Origin of the sequence: Flexivirga sp., from assembly GCF_035551235.1 — a bacterium.
GTDB lineage: Bacteria > Actinomycetota > Actinomycetes > Actinomycetales > Dermatophilaceae > Flexivirga.
This window is the reverse complement of sequence record NZ_DASZNO010000044.1, coordinates 91,574-106,782: the sequence shown is the minus strand read 5'-3', so window position 1 is coordinate 106,782 and position 15,209 is coordinate 91,574. Positions and strand designations below refer to the sequence as shown.

Below are 15,209 nucleotides of genomic sequence, written 5' to 3'. Positions count from 1 at the left end.
ACAGAACGGCCGGGCGGAAGCAGTCTTCCGCCCGGCCGTTCCGCCGAGTGTCAGGCGGCGCTGTGCGCACCGCCGCTCGACGCGGTCTCGAACGCGAGCTCGAGGATCTGCGCCACGTCGCTCACCGGCCGTATGTCGAGAGCGGCCTTCACCTCGTCCGGCACGTCGTCCAGGTCCGGCTCGTTCCGCTGCGGGATGAACACCGTTGTCAGCCCTGCCCTTTGAGCGGCGAGCAGCTTCTGCTTCACGCCACCGATCGGCAGGACACGACCGTTCAGGGTCACCTCTCCCGTCATACCGACGTCGCTGCGGACCGGGCGGCCCGTGGCCAGCGACGCCAGCGCCGTCACCATCGTGACGCCGGCGGACGGGCCGTCCTTGGGCGTCGCGCCGGCAGGGACGTGCAGGTGGATCGGCCCGGTGAGCGAGGCGGTGTCGACGCCGTGCTCGGAGCCGTGTGCGCGCAGGTAGGACAGCGCGATCTGCGCGGACTCCTTCATCACGTCGCCGAGCTGGCCGGTGAGGGTCAGGCGCGGCGCGGAATCGCTGCCCGCAGAGGCGGACTCGAGCTTCGCCGTCGCCGGCTTGGCCGCTTCGATGAAGAGCACGTCACCACCCATGCCGGTCACTGCCAGCCCGGTGGCGACGCCCGGCACTGCGGTACGTTCCGCCGACTCGGGGGTGAAGCGCGGGCGACCCAGGTAGTCCTTGAGGTCGTCGACGGTCACCTGCACGGGTGCCTCGGCCTTGTCGGTCGCGAGGTTGGTGGCGACCTTCCGCAGGATCTTGCCGAGCATCCGCTCCATCTGTCGCACGCCGGCCTCGCGGGTGTAATTGCCTGCCATCTCACGCAATGCGGCATCGTCGACGGTGACGTCGTCGGCCGTGAGCGCAGCGCGTTCCAGCTGCCGGGGCAGCAGGTGCGTCGACGCGATGGCGACCTTGTCGTCCTCGGTGTAACCGTCGAGGGCGACCAGCTCCATCCGGTCCAGCAGCGCGCTCGGGATCGTCTCGAGCGTGTTGGCGGTCGCGATGAAGACCACGTCGGACAGGTCGAGGTCGAGCTCGAGGTAGTGGTCGCGGAACGTGTGGTTCTGCGCCGGGTCGAGCACCTCGAGCAACGCCGCCGCCGGGTCGCCGCGGAAGTCGGAGCCGACCTTGTCGATCTCGTCGAGCAGCACGACCGGATTCATCGAGCCGGCTTCCTTGATGGCACGCACGATGCGGCCGGGCAGGGCGCCGACATACGTGCGCCGGTGGCCGCGGATCTCGGCCTCGTCCCGCACGCCGCCGAGGGCGACCCGCACGAACGACCGATCGAGCGCCCGCGCGACGCTCTCACCGAGAGACGTCTTGCCGACCCCGGGCGGGCCGACGAGCGCCAGCACGGCACCCGACCCTCGCCCGCCGACGACCTCCAGGCCGCGCTCGGCGCGGCGACCACGCACGGCGAGGTATTCGACGATGCGGTCCTTCACGTCCTCCAGGCCGTGGTGGTCGGCGTCTAGCACCTCGCGCGCCGCGTTGATGTCGGTGCGGTCGGAAGTCTTGTTGTTCCAAGGGAGTTCGAGGACGGTGTCCAGCCAGGTGCGGATCCAGCCGCCCTCGGGGCTCTGCTCGCTGGAGCGTTCGAGCTTGCCGACCTCGCGCAGCGCGGCCTCCCGCACGGCGTCGGGCAGATCGGCTGCCTCGACCCGGGTGCGGTAGTCGTCGGCGCCCTCGGGTTCGTTCTCGCCGAGCTCCTTGCGGATGGCGTCCAACTGCTGGCGCAGCAGGAACTCGCGCTGGCTCTTGTCCATGCCCTCGCGAACGTCTGTTGCGATCTTGTCGGAGACCTCCTGCTCGGCAAGGTGATCGCCGGTCCACTTGATCAGGGTCTCGAGCCGCTTGTCGACGTCGGTCTCCTCGAGCAGCTGGATGCGCTGCTGCGACGAGAGGTAGGACGCCCACCCGGCCAGGTCGGCCAGGGCGTGCGGGTCATCGGTCGACTCGACGTGATCGATGACCTGCCACGCGTTGCGGCGCTTCAGGGTCGCGACCACCAGGCGCTTGTAGTCGGTGGCGAGTTCGGCGGTGCGCTCGGTGGGTTCGCCGGGTTCGACGACGTCGACCTCCACCCAGAGCGCGGCACCGGGTCCGGCGACGCCGCGACCGATGCGGGCACGATCGGTGGCGCGGAGCACCGCGGCGGGGCCGCCGTGCGGCATCCGGCCGACCTGCTCGATGGTGGCGACGGCGCCGACCGTCGGGTACTTGTCCTCGATGCGCGGCGCGAGCAGCAGTTGCTCCAGCCCCGCAGCACGGGCTGCATCGACGGCGGCACGCGCCTCGTCGTCGAGCTCGATGGGCAGGGTCATGCCGGGCAGTGCCACCTGGTCGTGCAGAAAGAGCACCGGCAGCTCGGTTGTTCGGGTCATCGCTCTCCTTGGGTAGTTAATAGGAATGGAGCGGGCGGATGCGGTCAAAGTTGCCGGTCAGGCGCGGAGCGACTGTCCGGCAGCTTTGCGCGCACCACACTCGTGAGGCGTATTGGCGACACGAACGGGTTCGTCGGCCGGTGCCGGTGGACGAGTCGTGTCGCTGCGAAAAGTTGAGTCTTATGGGCTCAAGGCTCCCGTTGGGAGTTTTGTTCCCGAGGGGTCTGGACGCTGTCCTGCCTGTCCTGCGAATGGTGCGGCCCGTCGTGCGCACCATCTGCAGGCCGGGGTGGGTCTGCGGCCCCGGTGCGGGGTTGGGACCAGCAGCTGGTGCGCGCGAGCGCACGTTCTACTGGCCCCACATTGGGCGTCGGCGCCGAGGCGGATTCGGCCCTGCAGGAGGTGCGCGAATGGTCGGGCGGGAGTCGCGCTCGTAGTGGACGATGGCCGGATGGCTGCCGATCGTGGATCCGAGAACTGGTACGAGACGGTGTATGCCGAAGCGCGAGCCGGCGCCTCACCGGTCGCGTGGGATCACGGCGAGCCCACGCCATACCTCGTCGAGTGGATGGCGGAGCGCTTCGCAGGTGGTCGCGGACGAGGGCGGGCGGCCGTCATCGGTTGTGCGTATGGCGACGATGCCGAGCTCGTCGCGTCCTATGGCTTCGACGTGACGGCTTTCGACATCTCGGCCACCGCGGTAGAGGTAGCGCGGGAGCGGCATCCGGAGTCGGTGGTGGACTATCGGCGCGGCGATCTGTTGGACCTGCCGGCACGGTGGCTCGCCGCGTTCGACCTGGTGATCGAGTGCACGACCCTGCAGGCGCTGCCGCCGGAACTCCACGCGGCAGCGGCGGCCGGTGTTGCGTCGTTGTGCGCGTCGGGAGGCGAGATTCTGGTCGTTGCGAGGTGCCCCGGTGAGGGCGACCCACCCGGTCCGCCCTTCCTGTTGGCGCGTGATGAGGTGGAACGCGTTGCAACCGAAGGAGTTCGACTCACCCGGCTGCGACGGATCCCGATGCGCGGCGGCGATCGCTGGGTCGGCGAGTTCGGCCGTCCTGCGGAGAAATGACTCTCAGGCCGGCCCGAAGAACGGCCGGCACGGCTCAAAACCGGTGACAGTCGGGCTGGTTCGGTGTTGTGCTGCCCAGTCGGAGTGGTCCAGGACGAGGTGCCGCAGCTGGACGATCTCGGTGCCGGTGTCGTGCGGCTTGACGCCATCGTCGCGGTAGCCGAGGTGCCGGCTGACGCCGAGCGAGGCATGGTTGGTGACGACCGCGGACGTGATGGCCTTCTCAGCCCCAAGCGTTTCGAAAGCAAAGGCCAGCGCGAGCTCCCGAGCCTGTATGCCGAAACCCTTGCCACGGAAAGGTTTTGCGATCCAGGATGCGCTGTCCACGGTGTGCTCCTGGGCGAACTCCGTGCCCTCGAGGGTTTGTATGCCGAGGGGCGCGCCGTTGCGCCATACACCGAAATCGAGTGCCCAGTCGTCGACGGACCAGCAGCCGCGATGGCGCCAGATGCTCTGGACGAGCCGGCGTTCGTGGTCGATGGCCGGCGGCACTCCGTGGAGCGGAGGGTACGTCGGATCGAGGTCGAAATCGTCGGGGAAGATCGCCACGAGGCGCTCGATGTCCGCATCGCGCACGGGTCGCAGGACGAGCCCCGACCCGGCGATCGCGAGGCCGTCGAACGGCCATCGTGGTGTCATGTCCCCACCTTCGCAGAAGGGCGGGTGTCGGGCATCTCGTATAGGCTTTCGGTGGCTCTGTGTGATCAGAGCGGCAGCATCAAACGTGTTCTGAATCAACAAGATTGATGGCCCTAGCGCTTGAAATCGAATTCGAACACAGTTATCATTTGAGTATGTCGAAACAGCCGCCGTTGATCCCTGGTGAAGCCATCACCGGGGCATCCGTCGACGTGTTGTTGACGACCGCACAGACACTGCTGCGGGAAGCGTCGGACCGAGTCCGCGCGGGGACTTCCGATGTGTCACGTGACCAGTTGCTCGACCAGGTCGTCACGTGTCAGCAGGTGCAGAACACCGCCTGGGCGGCCCAGTCGGTTCGTCTCGCGCAGGTCGCCGCGATCGAGGAGGTTCTGTCGCCCACGGGCGCGGGGCCGCGCGAGGTCCGGCACCCGATTGGCGCCTACGCCGACGAGTGGTTGCCGCAGGAGGTGGGCGTGCGTCTCGGCTGGTCAGACCGACAAACCACCAACAGGCTCGGCGACGCTGTGGACGCGATTCGTTGCACGCCAAGGCTGTTCGGCCTCGTCTCCGCCGGGGCGCTCGACCCGCGCAAGCTCAGCGTCGTCGCCGAGACCCTTCGCGACTCGTCACCCAAGGTCGCCCGGGAGGTGGAGTCGCAGCTACTCGCTGCGATCGATGACGCACACGTTGCGGAGGAGGCAGAGGACGGTGCGTGCGAGCCGGTTCCGCTGACCTCGACCAAGCTCGTGCGACGCGCACGGCGGCTGCTCGCCGACGTGGCTCCCGCGGACGCCGAGAAATCGGCCGGCAAGCGGCGGGCCCAGGCGAAGGGAGTCCGGGTGTTCCCACATCACGAGCCGGGGCTGAGCGCATTTCAGGCGATCCTCCCGACAGAGGACGCGATGCGGGCAATGGCCGGTGTCAACGAATTGGCCCGACAACTGCACCGGGACAACACCACTGGCAAGAGCCTCGACGAGTGCCGGGTCGACGCCTTCATCGACCTATTGCTCGGGAACGTCTCGATCAGCGCTACCTGCGTCGTGCAGATCCCGCTTCGGCCGGTCAAGGCCGAGCCGGCCGGTTCTGTCGGCGATCACGACAAAGACGAAGACAGCGACAAAGACAGCAACAACGACCACGACAAGGAGAACGAGCCCACTGTTCGTCCGCTGTACTCCTTCGTCGAGCCGCAGCTGGAGGAGCTGCTGCGGCAGAGCACTCGCCAGGGTTTCGATGAGCTGACCCGGCTGGACACACCGACGATGAACCTCGTCGAACGGCGGCCGTGCACGGTGCGCGCCGGGAGCGATCCGACTGTGAGCGATCCGGGCATGGGGGATCCGGCTCAGGGCCGCCGGATCGTGACAAGGGTCGAAATCGACCTCGGCGCAACGCAATCCGACAGCTCGCAACATCTGGATCCCCACGCCGCGCGTCCTTCGAGGCATCGACAGGACAAGAATCCGGCAAGCTCGTACCCGGACGGGTGTCGCCTCGATCCACTGGCCCGCTATCGCATCGGCGACGTCGTCATCGAAGGGCTTGGCGTCATACCCGCCGCCGTGCTGACGGAGCTGTGTCAGAAACTTGGCACCGAACTGACCCGTGCCCTAGTCGACGCCGAAACCGGTGCGACAGTGGAGACCTCCGACATCACCTACCGTCCGGGTGCGCGATTACGACGATTCGTCGTGACCCGAGATCAACACTGCCGATTCCCCGGGTGCACGCGTCCGGCGCGGCTCGACGACGTCGACCACGTCAACCCGTGGCCCGACGGCGACACGAGCGCGAGCAACCTGCAATGCCTGTGCCGGCACCATCACCGCGCCAAACATGAAGGCGGGTGGCGCGTGTCGATGACCGCCGACGGAGTCTGCACCTGGACCAGTCCGTCCGGCCGTCACTACCTGACCCGCCCGGGCGACTGACGGCATACGACGGCGCATGCATACCGACCGCGGTCCGGAAGCGCACGGTTGGCTGGTTACTCGAGTCGGTCGGAGCCGTCACCCTGCGCCCCGGGTTGTTGCCGACGGGACGCACCGTTGTTCGCGATACGCACCAGCGGCCACGCTCCGATCAGAACGGATCCGTAGCCGAGAATGAAGAGCACGACTACGGCAGGACTCGTGTCCGCGGCCGAAGCCATCGCACCGGCGACGATCAGCGCGACCCCGAAGATCGTGGCCACGATCGAGAGCAGGCGAGCACACGGCATCGCTGCACCGTGTGCCGCCACCCACGCCTCATCGGATGCTTGCGTGATCGCAGTCCTGATCCCCATGCGCATGCCTCGTGGCAATGTGCCGCGTGCGGCAGCCCGAGTGGTGAAGAAGATCGCCGCCGCACAGGCGAGAAGACCGATCCCGCCGATCAGACCCATCGCCATGCACATGACTGTACGGAAGTTACGACGCGGGCAGCCGGCTCAGGGCACCTCCAGCAGCTCGATCTCCATGCCCGCGATGGTGTCCTGATCGGCGCACATGTCGATCCGCACGATGCGACCGTCGCGGATGCGAGCCGCGATCGTGGAGAGCACCTTCCCTCCCGGCGCGTAGACCCCGCCGATGAGACCGTCGATGAGCGCCAGCTGCGCACCCTTCGCACGGCCCTGGAACGCCGCGGCGACGGCTTGCGCGCCACGGAGCCGATGATCGATATCCGGTGCGCCACCGGGCGCGGCCGCAGCGGCCGCCACCGCGACCCGGTCGGCGCGCAACTCGATGTCCGGATCGAGCACCCGGAGCAGTCCGGCCAGGTCGCCGCTGCGTGAGGCCCGCAGGAACGCCGAAACCGCCGTGCGTTGGCGGTCCCGTGCCTCCGGCAGAGCGGCGCTGCGCACCTTGCGCCGTGCCCGGGAGGCCAGCTGGCGCGTCGCGTCGGACGACTTCTCCACCACCGGCGCGATCTGCTCGAACGGCGCTCCGAAGAGGTCGTGCAGTACGAACGCCAGTCGCTCCGCCGGAGTCAGCGAGTCGAGAACGACGAGCAGCGCCGCCCCCACCGAATCTGATTGCACAGCAACATATTCCGGGCCCTCTGTGGTCGGTTCCTCCAGGTCGGCCTCGTCGTCCAGTTCCTGCTCGCCGCGGGTGCGACGTGACCGCAGCATGTCCAGGCAGATCCGCGAGACGACCGTCGTGAGCCAGCCGCTCAGGTTGTCGATTGAACTGCGGTCGGTGCCGGCCAACCGCAGCCACGCCTCCTGTACGGCGTCATCCGCGTCGCCGTACGTGCCGAGCACGCGGTAGGCCACCGCCCGCAACCGCGTCCGATGGGTGTCGAACTCCTTCGCCAGAAATTCTTCGTCACTCACCTGTCACATTCTCCCTGCGTCATGCGTCACCCGCTGTGAACGAATCCGAACCTAGACAGATCCAACCAACAGAAGGAGCCCATCCACCATGGAACCCCGTATGACGAACCCGGCCTACCTGCTCGACCAGTCCGGCGTCAAAGGCATTTACGCGCTGGTCGCGGCCACCAAGGGGCAAGGAGTCCCGGATGCGACCCTCGAGCTCGTGCACCTGCGGGTCAGCCAGATCAACGGCTGCTCGTGGTGCCTGCAGTACGGCCTGGAGAACGCGAAGAAGGCAGGCGAGAGCGACGAGCGGTTGATCTCCCTCGCCGGCTGGCGCGACGCGCCGTACTACAACGACGATGAACGCGCCGCGCTGCTCCTCGCCGAGCACATGACGCGGATCGCCGACAGCCTCGATCCCGTCCCCGACGCCGTCTGGGACGAGGTGGCCGACCGGTATGACGAGAAGGCGCTGGCCGCGCTCGTCACCTGGATCGCCACGACCAACCTCTTCAACCGGATCAACGTCACGACACGTCAGGTCGCCGGCACTCGCTGAACCCGTGCGTCATACGGCAAGCTGAGCTGACGCAGTGAGCTGCAAGCGAGGTGAGCCGTATGACGCACTGGGTCCTGCACGTCGACATGGACCAGTTCCTCGCTGCCATCGAGATCCAGCGTCATCCCGAGCTCGAGGGCAAGCCGGTCGTCGTCGGCGGTCGCGGTGACCCGACCGAGCGGGCAGTGGTCTCGACCGCGTCCTACGAGGCGCGCGAATTCGGCATCCGCTCAGGTATGGCGCTCAAGATCGCCGTCCGTCGATGCCCGGACGCAGTCTTCCTACCCGTGGATTTCCCTGTCTACGAAGCGGTTTCAGAGAGGGTGATGCAAACCCTCCGGGATTTCCCCGGCGCAGTGGTCGAGGTGCTCGGTTGGGATGAGGCTTTCATCGGCATCGACACCGATGATCCGTGGGGGACGGCGCAGGCCGTGCGCGGCGCCGTCCTCGACGCGACCGGCCTGCACTGCAGCGTGGGCATCGGTGACACCAAGATCCGTGCCAAGGTCGCGACCGACCTCGGTAAGCCACGGGGCGTCTTCCAGCTCACCCGCGACAACTGGCTCGAGGTGATGGGCGACAAACCGGTCAAGGCGCTGTGGGGCATCGGCAGCCAGACCTCGAAACGGCTGGAAACACACGAGATCCGCACGGTCAACGACCTTGCCGCTGCCTCCGACGAGTTGCTGGCGGCCGAGTTCGGGCCCAACACCGGACCGCACATCGGACGCCTCGGCCGCGGTGCGGGCAGCGCCATCGTCGACGACACGCCGTGGATAGCACGAGCGCACGGGCACGAGACCACCTACCAGCAGGATCTCCGGACCCCCGACGAGATCCGCGCCGCGCTGGGCGAACTCGCGGCACTGGTGGAGAAGGACCTGCGCCGCGAGGACCGGGCCTGCACCCGGGTGCACCTCAAGATCCGCTTCGCGCCGTTCTTCACCGTCACCCGGGTCCGGAAACTGCCCGAACCGACCTACGACGCCACCGTCATCGCCGACACTGCATTCGCCCTCTACACACGGCTTTCCGACGAGCGACCGGTTCGATTGCTCGGCGTGCGCGGTGAGATGGTCCCGCCCGACGGTGGGTATGACGCCCCGCGCACCCACGGCCGCCGCGGCGGCCCGTGAGATCTGCCACGTCGAAAACCTGCCGGTGCGAAGCCCGAATCCCGCCTAGCGTGGTCCCATGACACAAACCGAACTCGCCGCCACCTTCCACGCCCTCCACGACGACCTGCTCGTGCTGCCCAACTGCTGGGATGCCGCGTCGGCGACGGTGATCGAGCACGCCGGCGCGCAGGCCCTGGCAACCTCGAGCGCGGCGGTCGCCTGGTCGCTCGGCACCCAGGACGGAAACGTGCTCGATCGCGAGCTGATGCTCGCGCACCTGCGCCGCATCTGTGCCGTCGCTACCGTGCCGGTGTCCTGCGACATCGAAGGCGGATTCGGCGACAGCACAGCGGATCTCGCCGAAACGACCCGCCTCGTCATCGAAGCAGGCGCCGTCGGCGTCAACATCGAGGATGCGTTCGCCGGAGCGTTGCGACCGATCGATGAGGCGGCTGATCGAGTCCGTGTCGTGCGGGAGGCAGCCGCGGACGCCGGCATCGACCTCTACATCAACGGACGGACCGACAGCTACCTGCTCGGCGCCGCAGACTTCGACGACACCATTGCGCGCGCGACGGCCTACCTCGACGCCGGCGCGAGCGGGATCTTCGTGCCCGGCGTGACCGACCTAGAGGTCGTCTCGCGGCTGACGGCGGCGATCGACGCGCCGGTCAACATCCTGACCGGCCCGAGCGCCCCGGCCATCCCTCGTTTGAAGGAGGCCGGAGCACGTCGGGTGTCAGCCGGATCGTCATTGGCAGGAGCGATATTCGGGCATCTCGAACGAGCCGCCCGCGAACTCCTGGACGCCGGCACGTATGACGAACTGGCCGGCGCACGTAGTCACGGCGAACTGAACGCGCTGTTCGGCTAGGTCTCGATACGGGCTCGTTCCTCGCCCTACACGACCCGCATTCGGAGGTCGATCCGGGTCTCGGTCTGCGGCCAGCCGACATCGGCGAACGCGCGAGCCATCGGCACGTTCGCATTGTCGGTGTCGGCGATGAGCACCGTGGCGCCGTCGGCGATCAACTGCCGCGTCTGCCAGGCGAGCAACTCGCGTCCGTAGCCATGTCCGCGGTGCTCCAGCGCCACACCGACGAACAGGACGAAGGCGCGTCCGGTCGGCATCGTCCGCCCCGACACCATCCCGACCACTGCTCCGGATGCGTTACGTGCCAGGTGAATACAGTCGACGGGATCCGCGTCAAGCAGATACGCGAGTGACTCCTCACAGGCCGCATCGAAACCCAGCCGTGCAATGGCATCGGCGTCGTGGGCGTCCAGTGTCTCGCGCATCACCTCGCGATGACATGCGGCAAGTGCCGGGTCACCGGGATCATTCACCCGCGCGAACGAGAACTCGGCCGACCGGCCGTCCCCGAGCCGGACAGTCGGTTCGAACTCGTAGTGGCGCCGCTCGACGAACAGCTGCCAGCCGGCAGCACTGAGAGCACCCGCGAGGGGCCGGAGCACGGGCGCGTCATACGTCGTCCCGGGCGGCGCGTAGAGGCACACCTCCTCGGCGCCGCTCTCGACGGCAGCGTTCGTGGCGTGCTCGACGAGTGCCCGAGCCGCGTGCGGATCTTCGGGAAGCCCGAAGAAGTCCAGCACGTAGGCGTGTTCGGACGGCTTGTCGGCCCCCAGGGCGGCGATGACCCCGAGGGAGGCGTTGGCCTCGTCCCGGACCTCCCACACCCATTCGGGGCGGCGGCGCCCGGTGTCGAAGGCATCGAGCAGGTGCAGCTCGGTGCGGAAGCGGTGTTGCGTCGGAGAGTCCAGCGGCGCCGGTGACGACGTCAGGAGGTCGATCGCCTCGGCGTCGGTGGACGGTGAGTGGAAATGCAGAGTCATGAGGTTCCTTGCGTCAGGAACCGGCCTGCTTCTGGAGGCCGGCAGGTGGAGTGGACATCGCGGCCTCCTCTCGCTCGTCGGAAGTGATCACCCTAAGCAGCCGTGTGCCGGCACCGCAATAAGGTTGGTCTCGATACGGGCTCGTTCCTCGCCCTACTCGACCCGCGGCTACCGGCGCAGCGCCTTGCGGGCCAGGGCATTCCCGCCGAACTGCGCCAGCTGCACGAGCACGATGATCGCAGCGACAGCCACCCAGGTCACGGTCCAGTCGAAGCGGTGGTAGCCGTAGGTGATCGCGAAGTCACCGAGTCCGCCGCCTCCGACCGCTCCGGCGATCGCCGTCATGTCGACGACCGCGACGAAGATGAAGGTGTACCCGAGGATCAACGGGCCCAACGCCTCGGGCACCAGCACGGTTCGGACGATCTGCCACGGTCCGGCGCCCATCGCCTCCGCAGCTTCGATCACGCCGGGATCGACTGACACCAATGACTGTTCGACGATGCGGGACACCCCGAATGTCGCGGCGATGACGAGCGGGAAGAGCACCGCTTTGGTGCCGATCGTCGAACCCATCGCGTGCAGGGTCAGGGGGGCGATCGCAGTCACGAAGATGATGAACGGGATCGGCCGCACGATGTTCACCAGCACGTTCAGCACCGCGTTGACCGAGCGGTTCTCCATCAGTCCGCCGCCACGCGTGGTGAAGAGGGCGACCCCGAGCACCAGGCCGAGAATCCCGCCGATCAGGATCGTCACGACCGCCATCAGCAGCGTCTGCCCGATCGCCGTCTGGAACGTCGGCCACAGCGTGGACCAGTCGGTCGAAGTCATCGCCGGCTCCCTTCCACGGTGCCGGCGGTGCGCAGCGCCTCGATCGTCGCGTCCACTCCGGCAGCGGGCCCGCGCAGCGCGAGCGTGAACGATCCGAGCGACTCGTGCTTGAGCTCGGTGATCCCGCCATACACGATCTCGAAGTCGATGCCGTGTTCCCTGGCTGCGGCGCTGAGCAGCGAACCCAGCCCACGGTCGTCGCTGACCGTCACCGTGACGAGCGTGTCGTCGGATGAGTCGCGAAGCTCTTGCAAACGTTGGGCATCCGGGCGGTTGCCCACGGTCGCCGCGAGGAAACGCTGCGTGGTCTCCGCCTGCGGCGCGCCGAGTATGTCGCGCACGGCACCCGTCTCGACGACGCGCCCGGAATCGAGCACGGCGACGCGGTCTGCAATCGTGCGCACGACATCCATCTCGTGCGTGATCACGACGATGGTGATCCCGAACTGCTCATTGACCCGGCGCAACAGGGCGAGCACGTCCTGAGTGGTCTCCGGATCCAGAGCCGACGTCGATTCGTCGGCCAGCAACAGGTCCGGCTCGCTGGCCAGCGCCCGCGCGATGCCCACTCGCTGCTTCTGACCGCCGGACAACTCCTCCGGGTAGGCCCACGCCTTGTCCAGCAGCCCGACGAACGACAGCAGCTCGGCGACCCTGTCCTCCTGCTCCACGCGGCTGAGACCGGCGAGCTGCAGCGGGTAGGCGACGTTGCCGAAGACCGTCCGGGATCGCATCAGGTTGAACTGCTGGAAGATCATCCCGATGCGACGACGTATGGCGCGCAACGGTTTGCCGCGCAGTTTGGTGATGTCGACCCCGTCCACGGTGACCGACCCGGAGGTGACCCGTTCCAGCCCGTTGATCAACCGGACCAGCGTGCTCTTGCCCGCGCCGGAGTACCCGATCACGGCGAAGATCTCGCCGCGGTGGATCTCGAGGTCGACGTCCGACAGCGCATGGTGCCGGTCGTCACCCTTGCCGAAGACCTTGCTCACGGACTCGAGCCGGACCAGGGGGTCCGTCGAATCTGCAGCAGGCTCAGTGCTTTTGCCGAGTGTGGCGGTCACTTGGACGCCACCGTCTTCTCAAGGCCGGCCAGCAGCTTGCGCAGCGCGGCGGCCGGCTTGCGGACCAGCACACTGGTGTTCTTGGACTCGGCGACGACGAGCTTCGAGACGCGCGGGTCCTGGTAGAGCTTGACCACCTCGGCATACGTCGGGTTGTCCTTGTCCTGCTCGCGAGCCACGATCACGTTGATGTAGGGCTGTGCCGTTGCGGACTTCGGGTCGTCCGAGTAGAGCGCCGACTTCGGGTTGAGCTTCCCGTCCAGCGCGAAGTCGTTGTTGATGACGGCGCCGTCGACCGACGACAGCGAGGTGACGGTCTGCGACGCGTCGACCGGCGTCACCTGCACCTTGGACGCGCGCTTGTCGACGTCCGCGGGCGTGGACAGGATGTTGCCGCCGCCCTTCAGCTTCAGCAGGCCGGCCTGCTGCAGCACCAGCAGCGCACGCGCCTGGTTGGTCGCATCGTTCGGGATGGCGATCTTGGCGCCTGCCGGGATCGACCGGACCGACTTGTGCTTGCGCGAGTAGAGGCTGAGCGGCACGACATACGTCGAGCCGACCGGGGTCAACGTCTGGTGCGACTGCTGGTTGTAGGTCGCGAGGAACACCAGGTGCTGGAAGAGGTTGAGGTCCAGTTGTCCTTGCGCCAGAGCGGGATTCGCCTGGGTGTAGTCGGAGAAGTTGACCGTCTGGATCTTGATGCCGCGCTCGCGGGCGAGCTTCTTGAAGACCGTCCAGTAGTCCTGGTCGGCGTCGGTGACACCGATCTTGACGGTGGTGAGTTTCTTGCCGGACGCCGCGTCGTCGGACGACGCGCGACCGGCGGCGAACCCGCCGCCGCCACCGACCACGAGGCCGAGCACGGCGGCACCGATCCAGCTGCGGCGGGTGTGCGTGCGGCGCGGCGGCAGGGTCGGCCGGTCCGGCAGTGCGGGGACGTTCGACGGGTCGGGGATGTCAGGCATGGTGTCCTCAGGGTCGCTGGTATGACGGATGCGCCCGGCCGTGCTCAAACCCGCCGCACGCGATCGGCGTGCCGGCGGGCAATGGGTGACTGCCGTGCTTGCCGCACTGTCGATCGCATGAATCGGGCACTGCGGCCTAGTCATTCACCTGGGGCACCCCGCCACGTGCGTGAGGGTTGCCGTCCAGCAAGCCAGGGCTTGTCGCTGGAACTCGTGACTGGTTCAAACATAAGGAGTAGTTACCAGATAAGTCAAAATCAGTAGCATCGCTACTTTGTTGTGACCTGGCTCACGCAAGCGGGTCGAGTGCCTGAGGAGGGTCCATCAGGCGCTGTGTCGCACCGGCGCGTCCTTCATGACTTCTTCGATCGCCTGCAGCAACCCGGTGACGGCGGGCGTCTCCCGCTCCGCGGGGACGAGGGCGAAGATGCTGCGGCTCAGGTTGAGCCATGGTGCCTGCAGGGTGATCACTCCGTCCGGGATGCCCGCGCTGACACCGAGTCGTGGGACCGGCGCTGCGCCGAGTCCGATGGCCACCATCCCGAGGGTCGCCTGCAGGTCGTCGCAGTAGGCGGCAACGCGCGGTCGCATGCCCATCCGGGAGAACACCGCGTCCGTCATCGCGGCATCGCCGGTGCCCGGCACATTGAGGATCCAGGGCAGGTCGAGGAACTGCTCGATCGTGTATGGCGACGGTGGCGCCGGCCACTGCTCGGGGTAGGCGACGACAAACGGGTCCTCTGCGAGCCAGTGCCGGCGCAGCGACGACGGCCACGACAGGCCGCTCTGCCCGACCTGGTAGACGATCATCGCGTCCAGGTCACCCGTCGCCCCCAATTGGCCCAGTAGAGAGGACGGTTCGCCGACCGTCAGGCGTAAGCCGTCTCGCGCGGCGGGGTCCATGCGCTGCAGCAGGGGAGGCAATGCCCACGTCGCGAAGCTCGGGAAGAGACCGAGCCGGATGACCTCGGCGGACTGGTTGCGGGCCTGCTCGGCCGCCGCCACGAGACGGTCGATCTCCGTGAGGACGACGGTCGAGTGCCTGGCGAGCGTATGTGCCGCCTCGGTCGGCACGATCGAGCGTGCCGAGCGGTGGAAGAGCGTCACTCCGATCTCTCGCTCGAGTGCGGACATCTGCTGAGAGACCGCCGATGACGTGTAGCCGAGCCGGTTCGCCGCCTGCGCGAATGACCCGAGGCGCAGCACTTCGCGCAACGTCACCAGGTGCTCCGGTCGAAGCATCAGTTCTCCTTACTCTCAGCTGGGCGCATCGTCGTGTCCAGGGGTCTTCTCAAGAAGTGACCTGGCTCATACGGTCTAGCCAACGTAAAGCAACCACGCGCTGATTCACCGAGGATTCCCGGTGATGGT

The 15,209-nt window shown here is 67.5% G+C and carries 14 protein-coding genes and 1 riboswitch; of the genes, 5 read left to right on the top strand and 9 right to left on the bottom strand.

Annotated features, from left to right (window positions below):
* Positions 1-50 precede the first annotated feature (50 nt).
* Positions 51-2,417 carry an endopeptidase La gene (lon, locus tag VG502_RS15525; protein WP_325550975.1) on the bottom strand — a complete coding sequence of 789 codons (2,367 nt, stop codon included), beginning with the start codon at positions 2,415-2,417 and terminating at the stop codon, positions 51-53.
* Between the two features lie 451 nt (positions 2,418-2,868).
* Here lon and VG502_RS15520 point away from each other — a divergent pair, with 451 nt between their 5' ends.
* Positions 2,869-3,489 carry a class I SAM-dependent methyltransferase gene (locus VG502_RS15520; protein WP_325550974.1) on the top strand — a complete coding sequence of 207 codons (621 nt, stop codon included), beginning with the start codon at positions 2,869-2,871 and terminating at the stop codon, positions 3,487-3,489.
* Between the two features lie 3 nt (positions 3,490-3,492).
* On the opposite strand, the gene VG502_RS15515 is transcribed toward VG502_RS15520, so the two are convergent.
* Complete coding sequence (locus tag VG502_RS15515) at positions 3,493-4,128, bottom strand: GNAT family N-acetyltransferase (protein WP_325550973.1); 636 nt, start codon at positions 4,126-4,128, stop codon at positions 3,493-3,495.
* 155 nt (positions 4,129-4,283) lie between these two features.
* Between VG502_RS15515 and VG502_RS15510 the strand changes: the two genes are divergently transcribed.
* Complete coding sequence (locus VG502_RS15510) at positions 4,284-6,065, top strand: HNH endonuclease signature motif containing protein (RefSeq protein WP_325550972.1); 1,782 nt, start codon at positions 4,284-4,286, stop codon at positions 6,063-6,065.
* Positions 6,066-6,121: 56 nt separating this feature from the next.
* Here the strand turns inward: VG502_RS15510 and VG502_RS15505 are convergent, their stop codons facing one another.
* Positions 6,122-6,526, bottom strand: coding sequence for an SdpI family protein (locus tag VG502_RS15505; protein ID WP_325550971.1), 405 nt, complete (start codon positions 6,524-6,526; stop codon positions 6,122-6,124).
* Positions 6,527-6,565: 39 nt separating this feature from the next.
* Positions 6,566-7,456 (bottom strand): sigma-70 family RNA polymerase sigma factor, encoded by an 891-nt coding sequence (locus VG502_RS15500; protein WP_325550970.1) that lies wholly within the window; start codon positions 7,454-7,456, stop codon positions 6,566-6,568.
* Positions 7,457-7,556: 100 nt separating this feature from the next.
* Between VG502_RS15500 and VG502_RS15495 the strand changes: the two genes are divergently transcribed.
* The 3 genes from VG502_RS15495 to VG502_RS15485 are packed head-to-tail and all read left to right on the top strand — an operon-like array spanning position 7,557 to position 9,992.
* Positions 7,557-8,000: a carboxymuconolactone decarboxylase family protein gene (locus VG502_RS15495; RefSeq protein ID WP_325550969.1), complete on the top strand. Its 444-nt coding sequence runs from the start codon at positions 7,557-7,559 to the stop codon at positions 7,998-8,000.
* Between the two features lie 59 nt (positions 8,001-8,059).
* Positions 8,060-9,136 (top strand): DNA polymerase IV, encoded by a 1,077-nt coding sequence (locus VG502_RS15490; protein WP_325550968.1) that lies wholly within the window; start codon positions 8,060-8,062, stop codon positions 9,134-9,136.
* Between the two features lie 58 nt (positions 9,137-9,194).
* Positions 9,195-9,992, top strand: a complete 798-nt coding sequence (locus VG502_RS15485) for an isocitrate lyase/PEP mutase family protein (RefSeq protein WP_325550967.1) — start codon at positions 9,195-9,197, stop codon at positions 9,990-9,992.
* Positions 9,993-10,018: 26 nt separating this feature from the next.
* Here the strand turns inward: VG502_RS15485 and VG502_RS15480 are convergent, their stop codons facing one another.
* The 5 genes from VG502_RS15480 to VG502_RS15460 form a co-directional block, all read right to left on the bottom strand.
* Positions 10,019-10,972: a GNAT family N-acetyltransferase gene (locus tag VG502_RS15480; protein ID WP_325550966.1), complete on the bottom strand. Its 954-nt coding sequence runs from the start codon at positions 10,970-10,972 to the stop codon at positions 10,019-10,021.
* Between the two features lie 168 nt (positions 10,973-11,140).
* Positions 11,141-11,806, bottom strand: a complete 666-nt coding sequence (locus VG502_RS15475; RefSeq protein WP_325550965.1) for a methionine ABC transporter permease — start codon at positions 11,804-11,806, stop codon at positions 11,141-11,143.
* On the bottom strand, positions 11,803-12,873 hold the full coding sequence (locus tag VG502_RS15470; RefSeq protein WP_325550964.1) for a methionine ABC transporter ATP-binding protein: 1,071 nt from the start codon (positions 12,871-12,873) through the stop codon (positions 11,803-11,805). Before VG502_RS15470 ends, VG502_RS15475 begins: the two co-directional genes overlap by 4 nt.
* Positions 12,870-13,838: a MetQ/NlpA family ABC transporter substrate-binding protein gene (locus VG502_RS15465; protein ID WP_325550963.1), complete on the bottom strand. Its 969-nt coding sequence runs from the start codon at positions 13,836-13,838 to the stop codon at positions 12,870-12,872. The genes VG502_RS15470 and VG502_RS15465 overlap by 4 nt, the downstream gene beginning before the upstream one ends.
* An 89-nt stretch (positions 13,839-13,927) precedes the next feature.
* Positions 13,928-14,057, bottom strand: a riboswitch (SAM riboswitch).
* Positions 14,058-14,162: 105 nt separating this feature from the next.
* Positions 14,163-15,080, bottom strand: coding sequence for a LysR family transcriptional regulator (locus tag VG502_RS15460; RefSeq protein WP_325550962.1), 918 nt, complete (start codon positions 15,078-15,080; stop codon positions 14,163-14,165).
* Between the last annotated feature and the right edge of the window lie 129 nt (positions 15,081-15,209).